Below are 24,959 nucleotides of genomic sequence, written 5' to 3' on the forward strand. Positions count from 1 at the left end.
ATAGTGTGGCCGATATGCCCATGTGAGAGTAGGTCACTTCCAGGCGCCTAATTTACTCGCAAGAGTAGTGATAAGCCCGTTGCTAATGCAACGGGCTTTTTACGTCTAAGATTTAAGCATGAAAGTCGTGTGGCCGATATGCCCATGTGAGAGTAGGTCATTTCCAGGCGCCTAATTTACTCGAAAGAGTAGTAATAAGCCCGTTGCTAACGTAACGGGCTTTTTTACGTCTAAGATTTAAGCATGAAAGTCGTGTGGCCGATATGCCCATGTGAGAGCAGGTCATTTCCAGGCGCCAAATTTACTCGCAAGAGTAGTGATAAGCCCGTTACTAACGTAACGGGCTTTTTTACGTTTGAGATTTGAGCATGTCATTTGAGCATAGTATTAGTGTGGCCGATATGCCCATGTGAGAGCAGGTCATTTCCAGGCGCCAAATAAAACAGCAAGGCCACTCAAATTGAGTGGCCTTGCTGTTTTGTGTCGAACAATTATTCTTAAGCATAAGTCATACAATTTACATTAAACATAGTGTGGCCGATATGCCCATGTGAGAGTAGATCATTTCCAGGCGCTAAAAAGTAAGGCTACCTTAATCGGGTAGCCTTACTTTTTTATCTGGTTGAAATGTTTTTTGAACTAATGTGGCTTAATGAAGTTATAAGTCAATATGTAGCTTAAGGCGCTAAAGGGTATTCTGCTGAGCTTCAATTTCACTGGCACGAGTGAATCCGCTGTGCGTGTTAAGTTGTTTATAGTAGCGATCGAGGTTTGGGTATTTAGCCAGTTCACCTCTTGCAGCTACCACTTCTATAACAAATGACATCATGATATCGGCGCCAGTAAGTTTATCGGCTACTAAATAGCGCTTACCTTCTAAAGATGCATTTAAGTAACCGATTACTTTTGCGACTTCTATATCGGCGTAACCCGCTATGAAATTGGTTTGGCAGCCATCTTTTTCAACAAACAATCGAAGTAACAGAGGTAACATTGCAGAGCTTTCAGCGAAATGCAGCCACTGTATATAACTAACGTAATCAGTGCTATTTGATTCAGGTGCTAAGTGACTTGCATATTGATTAATTAAATACTCGGTTATGGCGCCTGATTCAGCAATGACTAGGCCATTGTGCTCAATGACTGGTGATTTACCTAATGGGTGAATTGCAGTTAATTCAGGTGGTGCTAGAAAGGTGACTTTGTCTCTTTGATAAGCTTTAACTTGGTAGGCTTGCCCTAGTTCTTCTAACAACCATAAAATACGTTTCGAACGAGACTGATTGAGATGGTGTAGTGTGATCATAATAATCCCTTTACTGTCAGTTTGCCTTTAAAAGCGGGCAAGATAGAAGTTAATAAATCTATTAACCAGATTTAACTAAGCTGAATCAAGATTAACTTGGTTTGAACCTAGGGTTAATTAGATAGATTGCCGTGGTTAGTATATTTTATTAGCCATAATAATAACCCTAGCCATGTTTCAGTTTGGCTAGGGTTATTGATTGGGTCTTTACGCCTTAAATAGTTTGGCCATTATGCCGCTATTTATGATCAATTAAACCCAAAGGTGGCTTAAATATTTATGCTTTAAGTAAGATTAGCATGGCTTGAGCAACCGCTTCTGATGAAGCCGGGTTTTGGCCAGTAACTAAGTTGCCATCAACTTCAATATGGCTAGCCCAATCTGCACCTTTAGTGTAAATACCACCATTTTCTCTCAATATATCTTCAACTAAGTAGGGGACGATAGCCGTTAGTTGCACAGCATCTTCTTCGCTGTTAGTAAAACCTGTAACTTTTTTACCGTTAACTAAAAAGCTGCCATCGGCATTTTTTGCATGGCGTAATGCGCCTGATGCATGACACACGAGACCCAATGGTTTACCTTGCTGGTAAGTCTGTTCAATTAAGGCAATCGAGTGTTTGTCTTCAGTTAAGTCCCAAAGTGGACCATGGCCGCCAGGGTAAAAGACAGCATCAAAGTCAGCTAAATTTATACTGTCAAGGCGTACTGTATTTGCGAGCTGTTTTTGAGCATCAGTATCGCTTTTGAAGCGTGCAGTTGTTGCTGTTTGGAAGTCTGCACCATCACTACTTGGATCTAAAGGTGGCTGACCACCTAAAGGGGAAGCTAACACTATCACTGCGTCATTATCAGCAAAATGATAATACGGTGAGGTAAATTCCTCTAGCCAAAAGCCTGTTTTGTTACCTGTGTCACCTAGTTTATCGTGTGAGGTTAATACCATTAAAATTTTCATCTGCATTCCTAATTAATAGACTAGTCGTCTATTTTTTGGTTGTAAATATCCGCTCTAAAACGGTGAGGATGTACCTTAAATCGTATAGCATGTCGGTTTACATAAATCTTTTTGAATCAATTAATCATCGCTGACTATGGCTTTAAAAGTGATATAGTTATGTCCATTGCCTGCTTTAACCCTTTGTCATCTTTACTTAGTTTTGCCATTAAGCTTGCGCCGATCCACAAATTATAAAGCAGTTCAGCTGTCTCATCCGCACTGAGTTTTTTAATCGATTTATCTTCAATACCCGAGGTGATACAACCACTAATCGCCCCTTGTACCACTTGGGTGCCTTTTAATAATGCGACACGCATCGGCTCAGATAAATCAGCTACTTCGGCACTCAGTTTAACCACTAAGCACTTTTGCGATGAACAGCTATCTGCCTGTGACGTCATCCAACCTTGCCAATATGCCATTAAGCGTTTTAATCCAGATTGAGCTTGGTTTCCAAACAGGATGTGTAGACGTTGCTGATAATCATCAAAGTAATCTTCGATAAGCGCTTCACCAAATTGCTCTTTAGATTTGAAATAATGGTAAAATGAGCCTTTAGGGACTTCGGCATGTTTAAGGAGTTCAGACAATCCAACACTGACAAAGCCGCGTGCTGCGATCAATTGATAGCCGATATCTAAAATATGTTGGCGTGTATCTTGGGTGCTTGTTTTCATCCAGTGAGGATACACTCAAATAGACCAGTCGTCTAGTGGGTGTCTTATGACTTTCAATTCGTTCTTATTTCAAATCTGGCTATCCTTTTTTGTTATCAACTAATATTGGGCTGATGAGCATCTGAATTTATAGTATTTTCTTAATATTAATTTTTGCCTGTAAAAAATCTTCTAGGATTAATTTATTAATATCATCGCACGATCTATGCTTAAAAGGCATTCCGAATAATATTACAACTCAGTTTTTGATGGGTTAACTGCTAATGTCAAAGCACTGTCAAAAGGTGTTTAGTTGTCGGCTTTGCTCAGATTAACGACTTGGATCCCTCTCAACTGGGATTATATGACTTGCATTTGCGCTATAAAATTGTCAAAGCGAGTGACTTAAATGTCTAGATGGTCTTTATCTTGGCTAGTTTGAGGATGGCAATTGGGCTAATGCAAAAAATAAGCTGGTCATTTCTCTTGCAAATATAACTTCGATGTTGCGTGACACAACTTACCCCACTCTATATATGAGGTGGGTTATAAAATCGAGTCAGATTAATCGCTCTTTTCAGCGTTTTTTATCATATTTAAGATGTTTACTCGCTCATAGAGTGACTTTTGTTTAGAATGTTTGTCCTCATCATCCTTTGGCCATTTGCTAATTGGAACTGAATCACACTGAGGTGGACTGTTTTTCTGCCTAGGAGCTTTAATGCAACTGTTTGTAAAAGATTTAACCGTAATCGACTTCTCTTATCTTTGTCCTATACGCGGTATGATCGGCGAAAGCTGGATTGTTGATGTGCTGCTTGACGGCGGGCTAGACGAGCAAAATATGGTGCTTGATTTTTCTAAAGTCAAAAAAACCATTAAGAATACTATTGATGATGTTGCCGACCATCGTTTGCTGATCCCAACGGCATGTAGCCAAGTAAGATGGCAACAGCAGGGTGACAGAGTGTGGATGGATTTTGCTAGTCAAAAAGGCAATATTCATTTAGCTTGCCCATCACAAGCATTCGCGTTAATACCTACAGAAGTCATCGACTTTGAAAGTGTGAACGACTTTTTACAAAAAGCCCTTCGCGAAGCCTTACCTGACAATGTCCAAGATATTAGCATTACATTACGTAATGAAGTACTGACGACGCCTTATTATCATTACAGCCATGGCTTGCGTAAACATGATGGTAATTGTCAGCGCATTGCTCATGGTCATCGCAGCCCAGTAACCGTATTTGAAAATGGCATAGCAGCGCCCAAATGGGACGAGTATTGGGCCGAGCGTTGGCATGATGCTTATTTAGGCACAGAAGAGGATATAGTTCCTGTCGCGGATCTGCAATTATCTAAACAAGCTAATGTCAGTGATGATACCCATTATGGTTTTCACTATGTTGCTCCGCAGGGAGATTTCCAGCTAGCCATGCCTAAAAATTGCTGCGATATTATTCCCCATGACACTACAGTAGAGTTACTGGCTGATTATATGGCAGTCACTTTGGCGGCAAAAGTGCCTGAAAGCCATTTTAAAGTGATTGCCTATGAAGGCATTGGCAAAGGGGCTATTGCGGTAAGAGGATAGGGCTGAACAATAGTCTGAGTAATAGTCTGAACAAAATAGATAGAAACGAAAAAGTCATTGTCGTTTATTGAATTGCTATTAGTTATTGTGAGTTTTAGGGGAACAAGGAATTGAGTTATTTGAAATTGTCAGTGGTAGCTTACAGTGCTTTATTATCGAGTGTGCTTATATCTCCAGCTAGCGCTGAAATTACCTTCCAAGGTCAATTTGAACAGGGCGCATTAGTGCGCGGTACTGTGCCAGTGGGCAGCAGCATTAAACTTAATGGTGGCGCCGTAAAAGTCACCCCTAAAGGGCAATTTGCTATTGGATTTGACCGCGATGCTAAAACCGAGCAAATGTTGGAGGTAACCTACCCAACTGGGTTAACTGAGCTTAAGCCTATTAAGGTTACCAGTCGCGAATATAAAATTGATCGTGTGACTGGGATCAGTACCACAATTATGAAGCCTGATCCTGTTGCACAAAAACGAGCCGCTGAAGACAGTAAGCAAACCTATGCCGCGCGTGAGACATTTATTGAACAATACGCTTTTATGCAGGATTTTATTTGGCCAGTTACGGGGCGGATTTCTGGCGTATATGGCAGTCAGCGTGTGTATAACGATGTACCAGGTAACCCGCACTTTGGTGTCGATGTCGCTAGACCAACGGGTACGGTCGTCGTGTCTCCAGCTGACGGTGTGATTACCTTAGCGGTACCAGACATGTTTTACTCGGGTGGGACATTAATTATTGACCACGGTTATGGTGTTAGTTCGACATTTTTACATTTAAGTAAGTTATATCCAAAGGTTGGTGATAAAGTGACTCAAGGCCAAAAGCTGGCTGAAATAGGCGCAACAGGCCGTGTAACTGGGCCACATTTAGACTGGCGTTTGAACTGGTTTCAAATGCGTTTAGATCCTGTGTCTATCGTGCCATCTATGTCGAGTGTGTTAGCGGCGGAAAAAACCGCTAAAAAATAGCGGTTTGATTGCGTAGACTTCAAGAATTAGATTGATATAAAGGAGAACATAGATGTTCTCCTTTTTTATTCAATGTTAAACAATAATATTTGAAAGGATTCAATATATGATCAATAAAATTGGTAACACTGAGATTCTGCTAAAACACAAAGCCACATGTCATTGTGGGTCTGTCGAATTAGTACTGACATTACCCAATGGAATAGAAAAGCCAAGGCGTTGTGATTGTTCTATGTGCCGAAGGCGAGGGACGATAGTGGCTTCAGTTCAGCTTGATGGTATTGAGATAGTCAGCGGCCAAGAGGCACTTAAACTCTATCAATTTAATACCAATACAGCCAAACACTTCTTCTGCTCAAATTGTGGCATTTATACTCACCATCAACGACGTTCAAACCCATCTGAGTATGGTTATAACGTGGGATGTTTAGAGGGGGTTAATCCCTTTGAACTTGAGAATATTGTGACTCTTGATGGTATCAATCATCCTGCGGATAACAATACATAATTATTTATCAATGACCGTAAATCTTTATTACGCTTGCTCACTTTCGATAATGGTTTGAATATCGTGCGGATGCACTTTGACACAAATGCCATTCGCCTTGAACGCGATGGTCGGATTGGCTAAACGCTCGTTATCACCTTTAGGTGAGCTAAGTTTAACCTTCACGTCTGTTTTACCAGCAATGACAGCTGCAAGTTGCGGTACATGAGCTATTAACTGGGATACTAAATCATCACAGGTTTGCGCATTTGAAGGAAACACTAATTCTACATGCTCCCAACCTTCCATTGGATAAATTTTATCTGATGGAAAGGGGAGTTCAACGCATTCAATTGATGTCGTCCCCATCATCATAGGTTCAGATAATTTAATGATTAAAATTGGCCGACCATTAATTATATTATTTGAAATGACTTGACCTAGCTGAGCAAATTCATCAGCAAGTGCTTGGGCTGTTTGGCTATTATTGACGCGTAAAGCAGCGTGATCACAAGTTAACGACAGCGAGGTTAATCCAAGCTGTGTGATAAAAGCTTGGATTTGTAAGCTAAAGTCTGGCCAAGTGTGTTGCAAAACGCTGTAATTCATAAAAAGTCCAAATTTTTAGGCTGCTTAAATGGCCTGTTGATTATGGCCAAATCTCAATAGGCGTGCCTTCATCAATCATGCGCCACAATTCATCCATTTCTTTATTGGTGACGGCAATGCAACCGTTAGTCCAATTGTATCTTTGCGCTTCTTCCGGTGACATGGATGAACGAGGGTTTTGACCATGGATCATAATCATACCGCCAGGGCTGATGCCTAACGCCTGCGCACGCAGTTTGTCTTCATCATTGGGATATGAAATGTGAATAGATTTGTAAAACGCGCTGTCAGGTTTTTTATAATCAAGTACGTAACGTCCTTGCGGGGTACGTTGATCGCCTTCTTTTAATTTATGTCCCTGCGGAGCATCTCCCATCGCAATAACATAGGTTTTTAATACTTTACCGTCGCGCATCACTGACATACGAGATTCGGACTTATTGACCACCACTAAATCGATTTTAGCATGTGGCTGAGCTGAAGAAGCACTGGCAAATAAAGGGCAAGCAATACTGAGGGCGAAAAACCAATAACGCAAGTGCATGATATCTCCGTATAATGAATATTATTATTTTTACAATGCGGGTAAATTAGCCACTTTTACTCGGCTAATCAGTTAATTGAAATGATTTTAACGTTATCCGTTTGTAAATGGTATGGTTATGTTAGATATCTTTTTCAGGATTTGAGCTAAACGAGTATGAACGAAGCAAACTTAGACGACTCGCCGCTAAAACAGCGTTTACGGACCATCATTTTTGGTACAGATACCCCTGAGGGTAAAGCATTTGATATTGTGCTTTTGATATCGATTGTCGCCAGTATATTGCTGATAAGCTTAGACACAATTGGTAGTTTTCATGCGGATTATGGTGATTTTTTTCTGATCGGTGAATGGATATTTACCATTATATTTACCCTTGAATATGCACTCAGGCTTTATTGCTCGCAAAACCGCTTACTTTACGCTCGCAGTTTTTTTGGCATAGTGGATCTATTGTCCATTCTGCCAAGTTACCTCGCATTGATCTTCCCTGGGGCAAATTTTGCTCTTGCTATTAGGGTATTGAGATTATTTAGGGTATTCAGAGTACTGAAGTTATTACGCTTTCTTGCAGACGGTAATTTATTATTAAAAGCTATGCTGCAGTCAAGTCGAAAAGTGTTTATATTTTTCTTTTCAGTGAGCTTAATAATATTGGTATTAAGCGTCGTTATGTATGTGGTCGAAGGCCCTAATAATGGTTTCAGCTCAATTCCTAAATCTATGTATTGGACCATTGTGACTATCACCACTGTGGGGTACGGTGATATCACCCCACAAACGCCACTGGGTCAAGCTATAGCAGCATTAACGATGTTGATAGGTTATTCAATCATAGCCATTCCAACCGGTATTTTAACCGCTGAGATTTCTCAAGAAATGGTCAAGGTACGTGATCTGCGTAAATGCAGTAATTGTGGCAAGGCAGGCCATGATAATGACGCCCAATTTTGTAACCATTGCGGCAGCGAATTAGAGTCGTTGGCTTCTTTAACTCAGCCATAGTCTGTGGTCCTTTTTTATAAGCTAAATAATGCCCCATAAACCCAATAAAGTCGTATAAGTTAATCGCGATCATTTAAAAGGATAAGCATGACCACAGCCAAGTTTGTCGAAGGGCCGATTTTACGCCATATATTAGTGATGAGTTCTACTGCCGCAGTGGGGATCTCGGCATTATTTGTCGTCGATTTATTAGACATCTTCTTTTTAAGTTTACTGGGTGAGCAAGAGCTTGCTGCTGCTGTGGGCTATGCTGGGACTATTTCATTTTTTACCACTTCGATAGGGATTGGATTATCTATTGCACTGGGTGCTTTGGTTTCAAGATCCATCGGAGCCAAAAACAGCGATCAAGCAAAACGCTTATTTTTAAACTGTGCCGTGGTGACATTCATTATCAGTGTTCTGGTGGCATTGATCGTGATGAGCTTTATTCCCGAGTTACTTGCCCTTGTTGGTGCCAAAGGTTACACCGCTGAACTTGCACAAAGTTATTTATATATATTAGTGCCATCGTTACCGGTAATTTGTCTTGCAATGGCACTGGGCGGCGCACTTCGAGCGGTAGGCGATGCCAAGTTATCGATGATGTCGACATTAGCGGGTGGCGGTGTTAATGCGGTACTTGATCCGATTTTTATTTTTGTATTCGCTATGGGGATTGAAGGCGCCGCTATTGCATCAGTATTTTCGCGCTTTGCAGTGTTATTTATAGCAGGGCATGGGGTTTTGATTAAACATCAGCTGGTAGGCAAGTTTAACTTTGATGAGTTCAAACAGGATTTACCGATTATTTTTGCGATTGCAGGACCTGCAATGCTAACCAATATAGCCACACCGATAGGCAATGCGGTAGTCACCCGCGCTATTGCTGATTTTGGTGACAGTTATGTCGCTGGTTGGGCTATTTTAGGCCGGTTGATCCCGGTTAGTTTTGGGATGATTTTTGCGTTATCTGGCGCAGTAGGACCGATTGTAGGACAAAATTTTGGTGCTAATGAATTTGATCGAGTTAAGCAAAGTTTGAATAAAGCGATTCAGTTCTGTGTGATTTATGTTGTCAGCGTATCGCTCATTTTATTCTTACTTCGTCATCACATTGTGAGTGGTTTTGATATGAAAGGCGATGCTGCAGAGCTGATATTGTTCTTTTGTCAGTATATTGCGGTATTTTTCATTTTTTCGGGAATATTGTTTGTCGCCAATGCCTCTTTCAATAATTTGGGCAAAGCTAAATATTCAACCTTTTTCAATGTGGGCAAAGCCACCATAGGTACAATTCCATTTGTTTACTTTGGTGCGCAGTGGGGCGAGGTTTACGGCGTATTAATTGGCCAGATTATCGGTTCAATTATTTTTGGTCTTGCGGGTGTGATAGTGGCCTACCGATTAGTCGATAAATTATCACATACAGATGCTGCTGAATTGTCTGCGCAGGTCTTTACTAAGTCAGACGATTTACCTTTAAACACTACGACTGTTTCTTCACCATTGTCATCAGCATCTGCCCAAATGGCTCAGTTAGATGACGAACCCTTGTGTAAGCAGTTAGGTGAAGCAGGTGGTAAACCTAAACCTACTTCAGCCTCAACAAGTGCTCATAAGCTTGATGTAAAGTAATTCAATACCCTGCGGTTAATCCACATGTTGGGTATTGAATTAAATGATTATCAGTGCTTTCAGTCGTAATAAGTCACTGTAAGTAAATTATATTAGGATAAGTACTGTGATAAATCCGTGCCAGGCTCAATAGGCACTTCTTGCTGTTCACCCTGGAATAAATAGCCTGGCTTGTTACCCACTAATGTCAGCTTACTATCAGCGAGCTTAAGTGCAGTACCTTCTTGAATAGCAATAATGGGGGTGAGCGGATCCACTTGAGTAAACTCATACAAACGCTGGGCACGAGTTTCACCATTATGGCCCGGTGCTTGATAATTACTGTAATGTGGATTTATTTGAAATGGCACTAGGCCGATAGCGGTAAATGAAGGCGGCTCAATAATTGGCATATCGTTGGTGGTACGAATTGACAAGCCAGCAATGTTAGAGCCAGCGCTCCAGCCCACATAAGGCTTACCTTCACTGACCTGCTGTTTAATCAGGTGAACTAAATCATAACGATATAATTCATTGAGTAATTGGAAAGTATTACCGCCACCAATAAAAATACCATCGGCATCATTTATGGCTTGTTTTGGATCGCCGTATTCATCAATGCTACTAATATTGATGGGTAAATCAGCTAAGCCTTGGCGGACTTTTTCCAAATATTCACTGTAGCTCATACCAATACCAGCGTAAGGAATAAACAGCCATTTTTGTCCTGCTACACACAATGGTTTTATAAGCTCAACAGCATGCTGTAAATACGGGGTGTCACCCACTCTAGAAGCGCTCAATAATAAAGCATTAACTGACATAAAATATCCTTTTTTTCTTCAATAACCACAGTCGATTGTAGCCATATTAACAAAGTTAATCGCAGCAAGATAATAGAGATAACTTTCCGGTTTTTGTGTAGCGATATTTAAGTTTCAATTAAGTATCTGTACCTAAAATCTGCGCGTAATAATGTATCTTGGTTGATTAAATCATATTTAATCTTCAATACCTTGAAAATCATTTTACCGGACATATTATGTCTGTAGAATGTATTGATATCGGCAATCTTGCCAACACAGGAGCTAAAATGAAGCGTATCTTTTTGTTAATTGCGACCAACATGGCAATTTTGCTAGTGGCCTCAATTGTAATGTCTATTCTAGGAGTTAACACTTCTACGATGAGTGGATTATTAGTGTTTGCTGCCATTTTTGGTTTTGGTGGCGCCTTTATCAGTTTAGCCATTTCAAAATGGATGGCAAAGAAAACCATGGGTTGTGAAGTGATCACCAATCCACGTGATAATACTGAGCGCTGGTTAGTTGAAACCGTTGCTCGTCAAGCTGAGCAAGCAGGTATAAAAATGCCTGAAGTGGCAATTTACCAATCACCTGAAATGAATGCTTTTGCCACAGGTCCAAGTAAAAATAATTCATTAGTCGCGGTAAGCTCTGGTTTACTTTATGGCATGACACAGGATGAAATTGAAGGCGTACTTGCTCATGAAGTTAGTCACGTTGCTAACGGTGATATGGTAACCCTGACCTTAATCCAAGGTGTAGTAAATACCTTTGTTATTTTCGCGGCGCGTGTTGTTGCTGGCATTATTAATAATGTTGTCTCTAGCAATAGCGAAGAGGGTGAAGGCTTAGGTATGTTTGCCTATATGGCTGTGGTGTTTGTATTAGATATGTTGTTTGGTATCTTAGCTTCAATCATAGTCGCTTACTTCTCTCGTATACGTGAGTTTAGAGCGGATGAAGGTGCTGCACGTTTAGCGGGTAAGAATAAGATGATAGCTGCGCTTGAACGTTTAAAAATGGGTCCAGAAGCGGGTGCAATGCCAGCTCAAATGTCAGCGTTAGGTATTAGCGGTAAGCGTTCTATGGCTGAGTTTATGATGAGCCATCCGCCACTAGAAAAACGCATTGCGGCTTTAAAGAACAGCTAATATTGCCGGTAAAATAAACACCACTAAACTGGAGCCTTGTGCTCCAGTTTTTGTTTTATAGCTTGTATTATGGATGTATTGATATAACGCACGTTTCAAGTTCAGCCTCAATGCTAAAGTCTTGTTATAGCATGATAGTTGCTTAAGTACAGTAGTTCGACTAAATTGGATTTAAGCCAAAAAATCATCTACATAAAGTCTCAATCATGAATAATCATCTTTATTCAATACCATTGTGGCTAACGTGGATAAAAAGAGGTTGATATGAAAAATATTTTCTTATGTTCTCTATTCGCTGTTTGTTTTGCAGTGCTCACTTTTTCAATTGGCGCGTCTGCCGCAGAGGAAAACTTAGCTGATTTTCATGCCGGCATGAATGGATGTGAAAGCTGTCATGCTGATGAAGAGCCTTCTGCTGACGGTGGATATGAATTTGAACAATGTCAAAGTTGCCATGGTTCATTAGCTGAAATGGATGATAACCATAAACCGCATGATGGTATGCTAATGTGTGCAGATTGCCATGCTGTACATGAGGTTAATGTCGGCGAACAACCAGCTTGTGAAGCGTGCCACGATGATGGCCGTGTCGCTAAATAGAGTGTAGCGACGTCCAATAAAGTGTTGATGGCTCATTTACATCAACACTTTTAACAGCCATCAAATCAAATCATCCTCAGTGTTATCCACTTCAAATAACAAGCAAAAAAACCGGAATACCTCTAAAGAGGTATTTAAATCGCTTTGTTTTCAATTAGATGCGCAAACTTGGTGCGTATTGTTGCACTTTTGTTGCGCAAATTCGCATTGGTTTTCTCACTAAATTAATAAAACACCTTTAATTTCAATTCAATATAAATCTGGCACGCTAGTTGCGATGTGAAATGTAATTATTGTAGCGAGAAGATAGGTGTTGGAATGACGGATATTCAATCAAGTTGTGCATATTGTGGTGTCGGCTGTGGATTAACCATAAGACAACATCCAACAAAAACACTTGGTGAAACCGGCTTAGCGTTGACGTTACAAGGCGACAGAGCTCATCCCGCTAACTTTGGCCACTTGTGTGCTAAAGGTGAGCGTTTATTAGCAAGCCTAACTCAGCCCAATACGCTGCGCTACCCTAAATTGCGCTCAGGTAAACCACTTGAGTGGGATGTTGCAACGCAATTAATTGCAGATACCTTTCAGCAAACCATTGATCAATTTGGCCCTGATTCAGTGGCCTTGTATTTATCTGGTCAGTTGCTTACCGAAGACTACTATGTTGCCAACAAGTTTGCTAAAGGCTTCTTGAAAACCGCAAATATCGATACTAACTCACGCCTGTGTATGTCGTCAGCTGTGAGTGCAATGCAGCGAGCATTTGGTGAAGATGTGGTGCCTGGGTGTTATCAAGATTTTGAGCATGCACAAGTTATTGTATTAATTGGCGCGAATACTGCCTGGACCCATCCTGTTTTATTCCAACGTATTTTAGCGGCCAAAAAAGTCAATGGCTATAAATTGGTAGTTATCGACCCGTTATCAACCGCAACGGCTAAGCAAGCTGATTTACATTTAGCGATAAACCCAGGGGCAGATTTAGAGTTATTTGTTGGCTTGCTGGGCTTTATTGCAGATAACAGCACACTGAATCAAAGCTATATTAATGCTCACACAGAAGGTGTTGTTGAAGCCATTACCCACGCACAACAGTTCAGTGCAAATCTGCAAACACTTGCCGACTCTGTTGGGGTGACGTATTCGGACTTAGTACAGTTTTACCAACTTTTTAGTCAGCATGAGCAAGTGGTTACGGCCACCTGCCAAGGTGTTAATCAGTCAGTGAATGGCACTGATATCACTAATGCGATTATTAATTGTCATCTTGCGCTAGGTCAAATAGGCCAGGTTGGAGCAGGATTCTTTTCGCTGACCGGACAGCCTAATGCAATGGGTGGCCGAGAAGTAGGCGGTTTGGCTACTCAATTAGCCTGTCATATGGGATTTGCTGATAATGAGCGGGCGTTACTGGCAGACTTTTGGCAATGCGGAACAGTGGCTAAACAAAAAGGCTTAGCGGCTGTTGATATGTTTGATGCGTTAGCCGATGGTAAGATAAAAGCCATATGGATTATGGGCACTAATCCTGTGGTATCGCTACCTAATAGCGCCAAAATTGCCAAAGCACTAGCCGATTGTCCGTTTGTGGTGGTGTCTGAAGTGAGTCCTGATTCTGACACCGCTAAGCTAGCGGATATATTGTTACCCGCGCAAGGATGGTCCGAAAAGTGTGGCACAGTAACCAATAGTGAACGCACTATTACACGCCAGCGTGGTTTTATTACCGCCAAAGGTCAGGCAAAACCTGATTGGTGGGCGGTGAGCCAAGTGGCGATTAAAATGGGCTTTAACGGCTTTGATTTCGAACATAATGCCAGTGTATTTAGCGAATTTGCATTACTCAGTGCCAAAGTGAAACAAGCTTTTCCAGATAAACACTTTAATCTTGGCGGACTCGCTGGATTAACGAAAACTCAATATGATGATTTAGTGCCAACACAGTGGCCAGTTGCAACCATTGAGCAAATAGGCCAACAACATCAACGTGTTTTTTCCAATGGCCAGTTTGCAACTGTCAGCGGTAAAGCACAGTTTATGACGCCTGCGAACGTATCAGCTCACTTAGCCAAAGGTCAATCAGTAACTGGTGTTGCAAATAGTCGCCCAAACTTACCCGCTTTGTTGCTCAATAGTGGCCGCAGTCGAGATCAGTGGCACACCATGACCCGTACAGGCCATATTGCTAGCCTACGCGCCAGCGTGCCAGAACCTGTGATCCATTTACATCCCAAACAACTGGGTTTATTTAATCTAGTGGAAGGTGGGTTAGCCCGTATTCAAGCTGAACAAAAAACAAAATCAACCTCCCAATATTTTACAATGGCTCGTGTGGTCGCAGATAAAGACATGCCAGTCGATGTTGCGTCTATGTCTATGCACTGGTCAAAGCAGTTTTCACTGACCCAAGGGATTAATCAAGTCATTGATAGCCGAGTTGATCCCATTTCACTTCAGCCAGGATTTAAATGCCAAGCTGTCACTTTATCGCCGGTTATATTAGCTCTGCAAGGGGTGGTATTTGGAGATCATGATAAAGCGGCTATCGGTCTTTGCTGGCAAGTGGCTCAAACGTTAACCAATGGTATTTGTCATCATATTGGGTTTGAAAACCAACAAGATGGTTTTGCATATCAAGCCACACCCTATTCATTAAAGTGGACCTTAACGCGAGTTAGTCAATCTGGGCATCAGTTGTTGCACATTCAATGCAATGTGCATAAGGGGCAATTGATTGCGTTGAAAATATTATCGCGCAGCCCCGTTAATGTGGCATTAGAACCTATAGGCGCATTTATTGGTAAAACCTTAAATAGCCAGCTATTAGGCCAACTTCATCAACAGATTAAAGCAGGTAATAGTCCATTAATTTGTGCCTGTACTGGGGTAAGCGCTGCCAGTATTGGTGATCAAATCAATCAACAATTTAGCCAACAAGTGTTTAAACAAGGTGTAAAAAATATCAGCTTTGAACAGGCTTTAGATGCGACGCAATCCACATTAGGCTGTGGCCGACAATGTGGCAGTTGCCATAGTGAAGTTAAACAGTGCGCCGCAGCGCATTGGGCTGAGGCGCTTACCTATACTGATTCTAGTGATGAGTCAGATACCGAGCATCAACAAACCAATCCAGCAAAAGAGGATGTTGCCTAATGAATAATGTCGAAGCCATGATTAAAAATACCCATCAGACACTTAGTGCAGAACAAACTCTCAAAGGTGGAGACGTGGCTATTGTTGGCGCAGGATGTGGTCAATTAGACTTGATGACCATTAAAGCCGCACGCATTGTGGCACAAGCAGAGGCATTAGTGTTCGACAGTTTGGTCAGTAGCGATATTTTGACCTTAGTGAATGCCCAGTGCCAACGTCATTTTGTCGGTAAACGTTGCGGCCAGCCGAGTACTCAGCAGGATGATATTAATGCGTTATTGCTTAAATTAGCTCAGCAAGGGTTAAAAGTAGTCCGTTTAAAAGGTGGCGACCCACATATATTTGGCCGCGGCGCTGAGGAAGCACTTTATCTCGCTAATCATGGAGTGCGCTCGCAGTTTTTTGCCGGGGTTACCGCTGCTTTGGGCAGTGCTGCCAGCACAGGTATTCCACTGACATTTCGAGGTGTCGCCCGCAGTGTCACTTTAATTACTGGCACTAAAATGACTGATGCTGATAATGCCAATGCGCCAACACAATGGCAGGCGTTACTTGTGGCGCAATCTACCCTAGTGTTTTATATGGGAAAAGAGCAGGCAGCTAGTATTTCACATGGGTTAATAAACGCCATGTGCGCGGCAAATCTGCCTGTTGCTTTTGTCACTAATGGCGGTCGCCCCAATCAATTAGTCACTTATTCAACCGTGGGTAATATGGGACACGATGCATTAAGCATTAAAGATTCAGGGCCAACGCTAATTATTATCGGTGAAGTGGTCAGTGTCGGGTTGCAGTTGTCGCAGTTACTTGCAGACATTGGCGATAACACCCAGCATTCATTCCCCCAAAGCGAATCATTTGAGGTGTTATATGCCTAAAATTGGACAGCTTGAACTCACCTCTGTTGAAGACTTTGACTTTCGATTATTGATCAAAGCGCTTGGCAAGGGCGAAAAAGGCTCACGCAGTTTAACGTTTGCCGAAGCTAGTTTGTTAATTCAAGGTTTTGCCAAAGGCAAAGTGACTAAAGCCCAAATGGCCAGTGCAATGATGCTAATGCGGGTGCGAGGCGAAACCGTGGCAGAGGTAGCAGGTGTTGTTGCTGGGCTTAAACACACTATTAATCCTGCTTGGGGGGAATTAAACGTTGATATTGATTGGCCAGTTTATGCCGGAAAACGTGAGCAGTTACCTTGGCTACTGCTGGTGGCAAAGTTGTTAGCCCGCAAAGGTATGCGGATTATGTTACACGGTGATAGTCAGGCCTTGCCCCATCGTCGTCATGTTGAGTCTTGTATTCAAGCATTAGATATTGCGCTGTGTCAAACGGCAGAAAAAGCACAACAAGCATTGGATGATAGCGGCATAGTATATGTCCCTGCAGGTGATTTAGCCCCTGTGTTAGATGATTGCCGTTTGTTGCATCAAGAACTTGGCTTAAGAAGCATTATTCAAACCGCATCTCGCTGCATGAACCCTAGTAATGCGCCATTGAGCCTACGCAGTTTTTTTCATCCTGGGCTTGATGAATTGCATCAAAAAGTGGCAGAGAAATTATTTACTGAAGATGTCTACCAACAAGGTGTTGTCGGTATTTTTAAAGGCTTACAAGGCGAGACGGAAATAAATCCCCGTGTCACAACTGATGTTCAAGTCGTGAAATACTCTGGTGAGAATGTCCAGTTTAGTGCATTTGAGCTACCAACATTGTTGGAGGGCTTTTCTGGTGCAAAAGTGGGCCAGGCAGAACTGGCTATTGAAATACTTGCGCAGCTTTGGCGCACAGAATGGCACAATCAAGCAAATAATACTCTGTCCGTTGAGTTAACTGAACTCACCGCCACTATGCCTTGCTCCATGATTAAGCAGGCATTAAGCAGTGTTGAAGCGACATTATGTTTTGTGCTGAGTTTACTGGACGTTTTACAGTCTAACAGTATTGTTATACCTGAAAAATTGGCCTTAGCTCAGCAATGGTGGGCAGGTCGATTGGATTCCAATACCTTCCCTGAGCCGAATTCCCTTACCTTGTTTGAATCATTGAATACGTCATCAACATGCGCGAAGGATAAATTATGCACAGTATAATTTTATGTGATTCAACATTTTCACAATTAGACGATGCTGCAAAGCGTTTAGCTGACTATCAAGCCATTTTATTATTAATGGGTAAAGTCAGGGTTATGAACTCTATCAGTGAGGTTGAGGCCATGTCTCACTCTTACCCTGTTGATGTGATGTTAGTGCTAACCGATAAACTCGGCCTGCACACAGAGGGGTTTATTCAGCGAAATCTGCTGACTCAATCAACAGCGATTATCGTTAATGCTAATCAATGGCAACAGCAACAGTTAGCGGCTCTATTAACCTGTGGTCGTCTTACTTTTGTCCCCGATGTGTTGGTTGCCAGTCGCCTAGTCAGCTTAGTCAATCTGGCTAGAATACGTTTTGATGCCGCTAATAAGAGTATTGCAGAATTTAAAAAACTCGATGATGAAGTGAAAGGGCTAAAGCTACTGAGCCAAGCCAAACTTATTGTGATGCAACAAGGGTTTGATGAAGCAAAAGCACACAAGATTATTCAGCAACAAGCAATGCAAAAGGGCGTCAGCGTGGCTCAAATGTCAGCACAAATTATTGCGGTGATGACATCCGATCAGGCTGCAAAAAATGCAGGAATATCGGTTATGCCAGAAAACAGTGCGCCTCATTATGGTGCGGGTGCGCTTAATATGAAGGTGACAATAACAAACGTTAGCAATGTGTAGTAGATAAGTTATTGTTTTAATAGTTAAAATCGATATTGTAAATAACGTTGTTTTTGGCATGTAGTATGCAGTACCAGTAAAGATTTATATTAAAAATCGGGTTTTATTAAGGCAAAGGCGCCAACTTCTTAACTGAAGTTGGTGCCTTTTTTTTTAATAAACCAAGGCATGAAGGAGCCACATATGGCAGTCACAAAATCTAAGTTAGTTGTCGTGGGTAATGGCATGGTTGGCCATCATTTTATTGAACAATTGTGCAGCCTGGGGCTGAACAAACAATTTGACGTGCATGTCTTTGGTGAAGAGCCTCGCCCGGCATATGACCGGGTGCAATTATCCAAGTATTTTGAAACCGGCACAGCCGACTCTCTTATGCTAACCAGTGCGCAAGATTATGCTGATTGGGGGATTAATTTACACCTTAATACCCAAATTACCGCTATTGATATTGCCACTAAAACACTCACCAGCGCGAAAGGTGTTCAATATCAATATGACCGTTTAGTGCTGTCGACTGGCTCGTTTCCATTCGTGCCACCGATTAAAGGTAACGACCGTGAACACTGTCTGGTGTATCGCACCATTGAAGATCTACAAGATATTCAAGCTGCGGCAAATAATAGTAAAGTTGGCGTAGTTGTCGGTGGCGGTTTATTGGGGCTTGAAGCGGCTAATGCCATGATGCAGTTAGGAGTAAAAACCCATGTGGTTGAGTTTGCACCACAATTGATGCCGGTTCAGCTTAACGACAAAGCCGGCGATTTGTTATGCAGCAAAATTGAGCAACTCGGGGTGAGTGTTCATACCTCTAAAGCGACTACGGCAATTATTGATGGTGAAACCGCGTTGCATCGGATGACATTCAGTGATGAGTCATATTTAGAAGCGGATATGATCGTGTTTTCTGCCGGTATTCGTCCACAGGATGCATTGGCTAGAGTGTCCAACATTAACATTGGTGAGCGTGGCGGCATTGAAATTGACGATTACTGCTTAACCTCGGCGCCTGATGTTTATGCTATTGGTGAGTGCGCTTTATGGCAACAAAAAATATTTGGCTTAGTCGCGCCGGGGTATCAAATGGCCCGTGTTGCGGCATCTCATATCGCCGCATCGGTATCTATTTTAGAACCTAAAAATAAAGCTGCTAGCTTTACCGGCGCCGATATGAGCACCAAACTAAAATTGCTGGGTGTAGATGTTGCCGCAATTGGCGCTAGTCGTGGTTTTGATAATGCACAGTTTGTCGAGCTATCTGATAATCAAGCGGGTATTTACAAAAAACTCTGGTTAGATGAAACCGGCAAATTTTTAAAGGGCGCCGTGCTGGTGGGCGATAATAGCGACTACAGCCGTTTATTAGAGGCTTATTTATCGCAGGATGAAATTATCGGCTCAGCGGTTGAGTTGTTATTAGCGGGCGCAGAATCTGAAGCAGATTTAAAAGACACTTCAATAGTGTGTTCATGCCATCAGGTGACCAAAGGCGATATTGTCGATGCAGTGAAAGCCGGCAATCATAAAATGGCTGAAATCAAATCATGTACTCGCGCCGCATCGGGTTGTGGTGGCTGTGCACCTATGGTGCAAAAAATTATTGACCAAACATTACAAGCGCAAGGGCTAGATTTTAATGCCGGAATTTGTGCTCATTTTGATCATGACCGTCAAGCCTTGTATCACCTTTGTCAGGTAGAAGGCATTAATGATTTTGAGACATTAATGACCTTGCATGGCAAACCTTCACCCCAAGGTCACACCTATGGATGTGATATTTGTAAGCCGGCAGCAGCATCCATTTTTGCCAGTTTACAAAATCAATATGTACTAAACCAAGACAATAGCCATGTGCAATTACAAGACACTAATGATGCTTTTCTTGGCAACCTGCAAAAAAATGGCACTTACTCTATTGTGCCGCGCATTGCCGGAGGAGAAATTACCCCTGCCAAACTTATCGCTATGGGGCAAATCGCTCAAGATTATGACTTATATACCAAGATAACCGGCGGCCAACGTATCGATATGTTCGGTGCGCAGTTGTCACAATTACCCGAAATTTGGCAAAAACTGATTGATGCAGGTTTTGAAACCGGTCATGCGTACGGCAAATCTTTGCGCACGGTTAAATCTTGCGTTGGCAACACATGGTGTCGTTACGGCGTGCAAGACGCGATTGGCTTAGCGATTGATTTAGAAAATCGCTACAAAGGCTTACGCAGTCCTCATAAATTAAAATTTGCGGTATCAGGTTGTACCCGTGAATGTGCTGAAGCACAAAGTAAAGACATTGGTGTAATAGCAACTGACAAGGGTTGGAATTTATATGTTGCCGGTAATGGCGGTATGCGCCCGCGACATGGTGATTTATTTGCAACCGATTTAAGCACTGCAGAGCTATACCAATATATCGATCGAGTGTTGATGTTCTACGTTAAAACCGCCGATAAATTACAACGTACTTCAACGTGGATGGACTCGTTAGAAGGTGGTTTAGGCTACTTAAAGTCGGTGGTTATTGATGATGCACTCGGTCTTAATACTGAGCTTGAAAAACAAATGGACAGCATTGTCGCCTCTTACCAATGTGAGTGGAAAACCAGTCTTGAACAGCCATCATTCCTGAGCCGCTTCAATGAGTTTGTTAACCCGGCAGATGCCCCTAAAGCGGACACTTCAGCCTATCAACGCATACGTGAACAGCGTTTTCCAGCCATTAAAGATGCAGGGGCAGGCACTATCGCTATTCGCGACATTACTGACGAACAAATAAACAATACTGTTGAGGAGGTTGTAGCATGAGTTGGATAAATATTTGTGATGAAACCAGTCTGCCCCAAGGTTCTGGGGTCGCTGCATGGGTAGCCGGTAATGCGGTTGCCATTTTTAACCTAGGTAAAGATGGCTTATTCGCATTAGACAATATTGACCCTGCATCAGGCGTGAGTCTGCTGGCTAGAGGATTGATTTGCGAAATGGAAGGTGAACTCTGCGTGGCCTCGCCGCTTTATAAGCAGCATTACAACCTGGTGACAGGGGTTTGCTTTGAAGATGCAAATTTGGTGGCCAGTCCATTTGAAGTCAAAACCGAGCAGGGCAAAGTATTTGTTCTCGCCAAAGTATCAGGAGTTTAATATGAGCGCAGAAAAATTTAACCTATTTTCATTTACGGGCAAAATGAAAGTATTGCACTTGAGCTGGATGGCCTTCTTTATCACCTTTGTAGTGTGGTTTAACGCCGCGCCTTTAGTGAGCGTGATAGCGGATAGTTTGGGCTTAACGAAAGATCAAATCAAAACCCTATTAATTTTGAATGTGGCGTTAACTATTCCGGCGCGGATTATTATCGGCATGGTGACTGATAAATATGGTCCAAAGTTAACCTATTCAGCGTTATTAGCCATTTGTTCTATTCCGTGTTTTATGTTCGCGGTAGCAGATACTTTTGAGCAGCTAGCCTTAGCGCGCTTTTTAATCGGCTTTATCGGTGCAGGCTTTGTGATTGGTATTAGGGTAGTAAGTGAGTGGTTTCCCGCTAAAGAGCTGGGCACCGCTGAAGGCATATATGGCGGCTGGGGTAATTTTGGTTCAGCCGCGGCGGCCTTTACATTACCAGCTGTTGCGTTAGCTTTTGGTGGTGAAAATGGCTGGCGTTATGCTATCGCCTTTACCGGGTTAATGAGTTTGGCATTCTCTTTTGTGTATTATTTTAATATCACCGATACACCTAAAGGGTCAACGTATTTTAAACCCAAAAAAGGCGGCGGCTTAGAAGTCACCAGCAAAGGGGATTTTGTGTTATTGATTATCATGAAAATCCCTATGTATGCCACGCTTGCTTTACTGGGGTGGAAGTTATCTCCAGCAGGCGTCAGCATGTTTACCCAAGACATCACTAACCTCATTTATGGCGCATTAGTTGTAATATTTATTATTGACTATTACCAGACCTATCAAGTCAATAAGCATATTTTTAGCAGCGAAGTGCCAGAATTTGAACGTTATGAGTTCAAGCAAGTGGCGGTGCTGAATGTGTTGTACTTCACCACATTTGGCTCAGAGCTTGCGGTAGTGTCTATGTTGCCATTATTTTTTGCTGAAACCTTTGGTTTAGGTATGGCGCAAGCGGGTATGGTAGCGTCAAGTTATGCCTTTATGAACTTAATGTCTCGCCCAGGTGGCGGTTGGTTAAGTGATAAGTTTGGCCGTAAAGTCACCTTACTGATTTTAACTGCAGGACTAGCGATTGGATATTTCTCGGTGGCGCAAATTGATTCAAGCTGGAATTTGCCTGTGGCGGTAGTGGTGGTGATGGTTTGCTCGTTCTTTGTTCAGGGTGGTGAAGGTGCAGTGTTTGCCGCAGTGCCATTAATTAAGCGGCGTTTAACCGGACAAATTGCCGGGATGACAGGGGCTTATGGTAATGTCGGTGCAGTGTTTTTCTTAACCGTTTACTCTATGGTATCGACACAAATATTCTTTTATGTGATAGGCGTGAGTGCCATATTTGGCTTTATCACCTTACTATTTATGAGTGAGCCTAAGGGGCATATTGCCGAGGTGAATGAGCAAGGTGAAGTCACTTTAATCAGTGTTAGCTAATTGCCAAAAGTGTAGCGTGATTAACTCGCCGTAAGTCTATTTAAGATTAACGGCGAGTTTTGTGTTGAGATTTTATAATGCTTGGCTTTAAATAAGGTGCAGGGTAAGACGATATGATCAAACAAAGCGCTGAACAAACAAAGCAGCAGGCGTTAGTGTCGCCATTAGAAGTATTGGCAACATTAGAAACATCAGCAACATCAGCAACATCAGCAACAGCAAGCAATCAAGTGGCAGATAACACTGTGTTGATGTGTTCCGATACCGAGCAACTTCATATCCATGTAGGTCAAGCGTCAGACAAAGGGATTAAAGCGGCTAATGAAGATGCAATTGGCATTCGTATTCCCTCGGGATTAATGCTGACCACTAAAGGTATTGTCACGGTTATTAGTGATGGCGTAAGCACCGCAGAAGGCGGCGCACAGGCATCAGCCATCAGTGTCAGTAATTTTATTAGCGATTATTATTCCACACCTGACACCTGGAGTGTGCAAACCTCAAGTAATAAAGTGCTAACAGCATTAAACCGTTGGTTATATGGGTTAGGGCAAGATTATCGAGATGCTCGCCGAGGTTTTGTTTGCACTTTTTCTGCACTGGTTTTTAAATCGTGTACCGCCCATATGCTGCATGTCGGAGATTCTCGAGTGTATCGATTGCGAGCCGGTGAGCTAGTTAAACTTAGTCGCGATCACAGCACCAGCGTCAGTGATACACAGCATTATTTGACTCGAGCACTAGGGATGGACGTTAAGTTAGAGGTCGACTATAAAGCCATTTCGTTACAGGTTGGGGATGTGTTTTTACTGACCACAGACGGCATTCATGATGTACTCACTGACTATGAAATTAGCCAATACCTAAATAAACATATTAGCCTGCACCCGCAATTATTAGATGAACAATGTGAGCAGTTTTGTCTCCAGTTAATGGCAAAAGCACTCAGTGCTGGAAGCAAAGATAATGTCAGTGCGCAGCTGTTGTACATCGACCGTTTGCCCAATCAAGAAATCGATGACGTTTATCAACGGCTGGCCAGCAAACCTTTTCCACCGCCAATGGATATAGGGATGAAACTTGATGGATATCAAGTGACCCATATTATCCATCAGTCGCAACGCAGCCAGGTTTATCGGGTAATAAATAGCGAGGGTAAAGCTTTTTGCATGAAAACCCCTTCGGTTAATTACCTTGATGATGCCGCCTATATTGAGCGATTCATGTTAGAAAGCTGGGTGGGTAATCGCATCAATAATAACTATGTGGTTAAAATAGCCGAACAAAATAGACCCAAATCCGCACTGTACTATTTAACCGAATTTTTAGATGGTGTGAGTTTGTCACAGTGGTTAGTACAGCATAGAAAAGCCTCAGTAGAAGAGGTACTGCGGCTGGTTAAGCAGATGGAACTCGGCATCAGAGCTTTTCATCGACGTGAGACATTACACCAAGATTTAAAGCCAGATAATATCTTTATTACCCGCCAGAGTGGGGTAAAAATAATTGATTTTGGCTCATGCTTTATTAAAGGTATTGCTGAAATTAGCACGCCATTAGTGCGCGATAATATCTTGGGTACTGCAGATTACACAGCACCAGAAGTGATATTGGGTTATCAATCAGATGGCCGAGCAGACTTGTTTTCGTTAGCGGTAATCACCTTTGAAATGCTTGCCGGTGAATTGCCGTTTAAAGGTCAGCTATGCAAATGTCACAAGCGAAATGATTTTTTAAAACTAACTTATGTCAGTGTACATAAATTGAATCCTATGGTGCCAGAATGGATGGATTCGGTCCTCAAAAAAGCCATGAGTATTGAACCCAGCTTTAGACAAGCCGATACCTGTGAATTTATCCATCAACTACATACCCCTCAAATACATAAAATTACCAAAGCTAGGGTACCTTTTATCGAAAAAGATCCACTTAAGTTCTGGCAAATAGTATCAATTATGCTGTTTCTGTCATTACTTGCGTCTTTGTTTAGCAAATTTTTATAGTAATAAAGAGGGGTGAACCTATTTAAGTTAATGATAGCTCTAGCTGTTATTTGTTATTTTTTTAATCTTATTAATAGTTTACGATTTAGTTTGTTGGTTTTTTGATAG

21 protein-coding genes are annotated in these 24,959 nt (G+C 42.1%); 15 read left to right on the plus strand and 6 right to left on the minus strand.

The window, feature by feature from the left end; translation table 11 throughout:
* Positions 1–685 precede the first annotated feature (685 nt).
* The 3 genes from FJ709_RS06645 to FJ709_RS06655 form a co-directional block, all read right to left on the minus strand.
* Positions 686–1,306, minus strand: coding sequence for a glutathione S-transferase family protein (locus FJ709_RS06645; RefSeq protein ID WP_226414664.1), 621 nt, complete (start codon positions 1,304–1,306; stop codon positions 686–688).
* 277 nt (positions 1,307–1,583) lie between these two features.
* A complete protein-coding gene (locus FJ709_RS06650; protein WP_226414667.1) occupies positions 1,584–2,270 on the minus strand; it encodes a type 1 glutamine amidotransferase domain-containing protein in 687 nt (228 codons plus the stop codon).
* 128 nt (positions 2,271–2,398) lie between these two features.
* Positions 2,399–2,983, minus strand: coding sequence for a TetR/AcrR family transcriptional regulator (locus FJ709_RS06655; protein WP_226414669.1), 585 nt, complete (start codon positions 2,981–2,983; stop codon positions 2,399–2,401).
* A 700-nt stretch (positions 2,984–3,683) separates the two neighbouring features.
* Between FJ709_RS06655 and FJ709_RS06660 the strand changes: the two genes are divergently transcribed.
* The 3 genes from FJ709_RS06660 (at position 3,684) to FJ709_RS06670 (ending at position 6,032) form a co-directional block, all read left to right on the plus strand.
* Complete coding sequence (locus tag FJ709_RS06660) at positions 3,684–4,556, plus strand: 6-carboxytetrahydropterin synthase (protein WP_226414672.1); 873 nt, start codon at positions 3,684–3,686, stop codon at positions 4,554–4,556.
* 161 nt (positions 4,557–4,717) lie between these two features.
* Positions 4,718–5,524 carry a M23 family metallopeptidase gene (locus tag FJ709_RS06665; RefSeq protein ID WP_404830047.1) on the plus strand — a complete coding sequence of 269 codons (807 nt, stop codon included), beginning with the start codon at positions 4,718–4,720 and terminating at the stop codon, positions 5,522–5,524.
* Positions 5,525–5,630: 106 nt separating this feature from the next.
* Positions 5,631–6,032 carry a GFA family protein gene (locus FJ709_RS06670; protein ID WP_226414675.1) on the plus strand — a complete coding sequence of 134 codons (402 nt, stop codon included), beginning with the start codon at positions 5,631–5,633 and terminating at the stop codon, positions 6,030–6,032.
* Between the two features lie 27 nt (positions 6,033–6,059).
* On the opposite strand, the gene FJ709_RS06675 is transcribed toward FJ709_RS06670, so the two are convergent.
* Positions 6,060–6,620: a VOC family protein gene (locus tag FJ709_RS06675; protein ID WP_226414678.1), complete on the minus strand. Its 561-nt coding sequence runs from the start codon at positions 6,618–6,620 to the stop codon at positions 6,060–6,062.
* Between the two features lie 40 nt (positions 6,621–6,660).
* Positions 6,661–7,164 carry a L,D-transpeptidase family protein gene (locus FJ709_RS06680; RefSeq protein WP_226414681.1) on the minus strand — a complete coding sequence of 168 codons (504 nt, stop codon included), beginning with the start codon at positions 7,162–7,164 and terminating at the stop codon, positions 6,661–6,663.
* Positions 7,165–7,320: 156 nt separating this feature from the next.
* On the opposite strand from FJ709_RS06680, the gene FJ709_RS06685 reads away from it, so the two are divergent.
* Together FJ709_RS06685 and FJ709_RS06690 are read left to right on the plus strand one after the other, a co-directional pair.
* Positions 7,321–8,169 carry an ion transporter gene (locus FJ709_RS06685; protein ID WP_226414684.1) on the plus strand — a complete coding sequence of 283 codons (849 nt, stop codon included), beginning with the start codon at positions 7,321–7,323 and terminating at the stop codon, positions 8,167–8,169.
* A gap of 87 nt (positions 8,170–8,256) precedes the next feature.
* Complete coding sequence (locus FJ709_RS06690) at positions 8,257–9,786, plus strand: MATE family efflux transporter (protein ID WP_226414686.1); 1,530 nt, start codon at positions 8,257–8,259, stop codon at positions 9,784–9,786.
* Positions 9,787–9,878: 92 nt separating this feature from the next.
* Here FJ709_RS06690 and pepE read toward each other — a convergent pair whose 3' ends face one another.
* Positions 9,879–10,589 carry a dipeptidase PepE gene (pepE, locus tag FJ709_RS06695; protein ID WP_226414689.1) on the minus strand — a complete coding sequence of 237 codons (711 nt, stop codon included), beginning with the start codon at positions 10,587–10,589 and terminating at the stop codon, positions 9,879–9,881.
* A gap of 269 nt (positions 10,590–10,858) precedes the next feature.
* Here pepE and htpX point away from each other — a divergent pair, with 269 nt between their 5' ends.
* The 10 genes from htpX to FJ709_RS06745 all read left to right on the plus strand — a co-directional run bounded on the left by htpX (position 10,859) and on the right by FJ709_RS06745 (position 24,851).
* Positions 10,859–11,722 carry a protease HtpX gene (htpX, locus tag FJ709_RS06700; RefSeq protein ID WP_226415884.1) on the plus strand — a complete coding sequence of 288 codons (864 nt, stop codon included), beginning with the start codon at positions 10,859–10,861 and terminating at the stop codon, positions 11,720–11,722.
* Between the two features lie 264 nt (positions 11,723–11,986).
* A complete protein-coding gene (locus FJ709_RS06705) occupies positions 11,987–12,322 on the plus strand; it encodes a cytochrome c3 family protein (RefSeq protein ID WP_226414692.1) in 336 nt (111 codons plus the stop codon).
* Positions 12,323–12,640: 318 nt separating this feature from the next.
* Complete coding sequence (locus tag FJ709_RS06710; protein WP_226414694.1) at positions 12,641–15,478, plus strand: nitrate reductase; 2,838 nt, start codon at positions 12,641–12,643, stop codon at positions 15,476–15,478.
* Positions 15,478–16,356, plus strand: a complete 879-nt coding sequence (gene cobA, locus FJ709_RS06715) for a uroporphyrinogen-III C-methyltransferase (RefSeq protein ID WP_226414696.1) — start codon at positions 15,478–15,480, stop codon at positions 16,354–16,356. The genes FJ709_RS06710 and cobA overlap by 1 nt, the downstream gene beginning before the upstream one ends.
* Positions 16,349–17,566: a glycosyl transferase gene (locus FJ709_RS06720; protein WP_226414698.1), complete on the plus strand. Its 1,218-nt coding sequence runs from the start codon at positions 16,349–16,351 to the stop codon at positions 17,564–17,566. Before cobA ends, FJ709_RS06720 begins: the two co-directional genes overlap by 8 nt.
* Positions 17,554–18,246 (plus strand): ANTAR domain-containing protein, encoded by a 693-nt coding sequence (locus FJ709_RS06725; RefSeq protein ID WP_226414700.1) that lies wholly within the window; start codon positions 17,554–17,556, stop codon positions 18,244–18,246. The genes FJ709_RS06720 and FJ709_RS06725 overlap by 13 nt, the downstream gene beginning before the upstream one ends.
* Positions 18,247–18,429: 183 nt before the next feature.
* Positions 18,430–21,048 carry a nitrite reductase large subunit NirB gene (gene nirB / locus FJ709_RS06730; protein ID WP_226414702.1) on the plus strand — a complete coding sequence of 873 codons (2,619 nt, stop codon included), beginning with the start codon at positions 18,430–18,432 and terminating at the stop codon, positions 21,046–21,048.
* Positions 21,045–21,380, plus strand: coding sequence for a nitrite reductase small subunit NirD (nirD, locus tag FJ709_RS06735; RefSeq protein ID WP_226414704.1), 336 nt, complete (start codon positions 21,045–21,047; stop codon positions 21,378–21,380). The genes nirB and nirD overlap by 4 nt, the downstream gene beginning before the upstream one ends.
* A 1-nt stretch (position 21,381) precedes the next feature.
* Positions 21,382–22,848, plus strand: coding sequence for a NarK family nitrate/nitrite MFS transporter (locus FJ709_RS06740; RefSeq protein WP_226414706.1), 1,467 nt, complete (start codon positions 21,382–21,384; stop codon positions 22,846–22,848).
* A gap of 251 nt (positions 22,849–23,099) precedes the next feature.
* Positions 23,100–24,851 carry a bifunctional protein-serine/threonine kinase/phosphatase gene (locus tag FJ709_RS06745; protein WP_226415886.1) on the plus strand — a complete coding sequence of 584 codons (1,752 nt, stop codon included), beginning with the start codon at positions 23,100–23,102 and terminating at the stop codon, positions 24,849–24,851.
* Positions 24,852–24,959: the final 108 nt, after the last annotated feature.

It is taken from the genome of Shewanella glacialimarina (genome assembly GCF_020511155.1).
In the GTDB taxonomy this organism is placed as follows: Bacteria; Pseudomonadota; Gammaproteobacteria; order Enterobacterales; family Shewanellaceae; genus Shewanella; species Shewanella glacialimarina.

Excerpts from the sequence above, each read along its gene's own strand:
- pepE (WP_226414689.1), bottom strand. The coding sequence starts at position 10,589 with ATGTCAGTTAATGCTTTATTATTGAGCGCTTCTAGAGTGGGTGACACC.
- FJ709_RS06680 (WP_226414681.1), bottom strand. The coding sequence starts at position 7,164 with ATGCACTTGCGTTATTGGTTTTTCGCCCTCAGTATTGCTTGCCCTTTA.
- FJ709_RS06645 (WP_226414664.1), bottom strand. The coding sequence starts at position 1,306 with ATGATCACACTACACCATCTCAATCAGTCTCGTTCGAAACGTATTTTA.
- FJ709_RS06720 (WP_226414698.1), top strand. The coding sequence starts at position 16,349 with ATGCCTAAAATTGGACAGCTTGAACTCACCTCTGTTGAAGACTTTGAC.
- nirD (WP_226414704.1), top strand. The coding sequence starts at position 21,045 with ATGAGTTGGATAAATATTTGTGATGAAACCAGTCTGCCCCAAGGTTCT.
- FJ709_RS06660 (WP_226414672.1), top strand. The coding sequence starts at position 3,684 with ATGCAACTGTTTGTAAAAGATTTAACCGTAATCGACTTCTCTTATCTT.
- FJ709_RS06725 (WP_226414700.1), top strand. The coding sequence starts at position 17,554 with ATGCACAGTATAATTTTATGTGATTCAACATTTTCACAATTAGACGAT.
- FJ709_RS06655 (WP_226414669.1), bottom strand. The coding sequence starts at position 2,983 with ATGAAAACAAGCACCCAAGATACACGCCAACATATTTTAGATATCGGC.
- FJ709_RS06670 (WP_226414675.1), top strand. The coding sequence starts at position 5,631 with ATGATCAATAAAATTGGTAACACTGAGATTCTGCTAAAACACAAAGCC.
- FJ709_RS06740 (WP_226414706.1), top strand. The coding sequence starts at position 21,382 with ATGAGCGCAGAAAAATTTAACCTATTTTCATTTACGGGCAAAATGAAA.
- FJ709_RS06650 (WP_226414667.1), bottom strand. The coding sequence starts at position 2,270 with ATGCAGATGAAAATTTTAATGGTATTAACCTCACACGATAAACTAGGT.
- FJ709_RS06690 (WP_226414686.1), top strand. The coding sequence starts at position 8,257 with ATGACCACAGCCAAGTTTGTCGAAGGGCCGATTTTACGCCATATATTA.
- FJ709_RS06705 (WP_226414692.1), top strand. The coding sequence starts at position 11,987 with ATGAAAAATATTTTCTTATGTTCTCTATTCGCTGTTTGTTTTGCAGTG.
- cobA (WP_226414696.1), top strand. The coding sequence starts at position 15,478 with ATGAATAATGTCGAAGCCATGATTAAAAATACCCATCAGACACTTAGT.
- FJ709_RS06710 (WP_226414694.1), top strand. The coding sequence starts at position 12,641 with ATGACGGATATTCAATCAAGTTGTGCATATTGTGGTGTCGGCTGTGGA.
- nirB (WP_226414702.1), top strand. The coding sequence starts at position 18,430 with ATGGCAGTCACAAAATCTAAGTTAGTTGTCGTGGGTAATGGCATGGTT.
- FJ709_RS06685 (WP_226414684.1), top strand. The coding sequence starts at position 7,321 with ATGAACGAAGCAAACTTAGACGACTCGCCGCTAAAACAGCGTTTACGG.
- FJ709_RS06745 (WP_226415886.1), top strand. The coding sequence starts at position 23,100 with ATGTGTTCCGATACCGAGCAACTTCATATCCATGTAGGTCAAGCGTCA.
- FJ709_RS06675 (WP_226414678.1), bottom strand. The coding sequence starts at position 6,620 with ATGAATTACAGCGTTTTGCAACACACTTGGCCAGACTTTAGCTTACAA.
- htpX (WP_226415884.1), top strand. The coding sequence starts at position 10,859 with ATGAAGCGTATCTTTTTGTTAATTGCGACCAACATGGCAATTTTGCTA.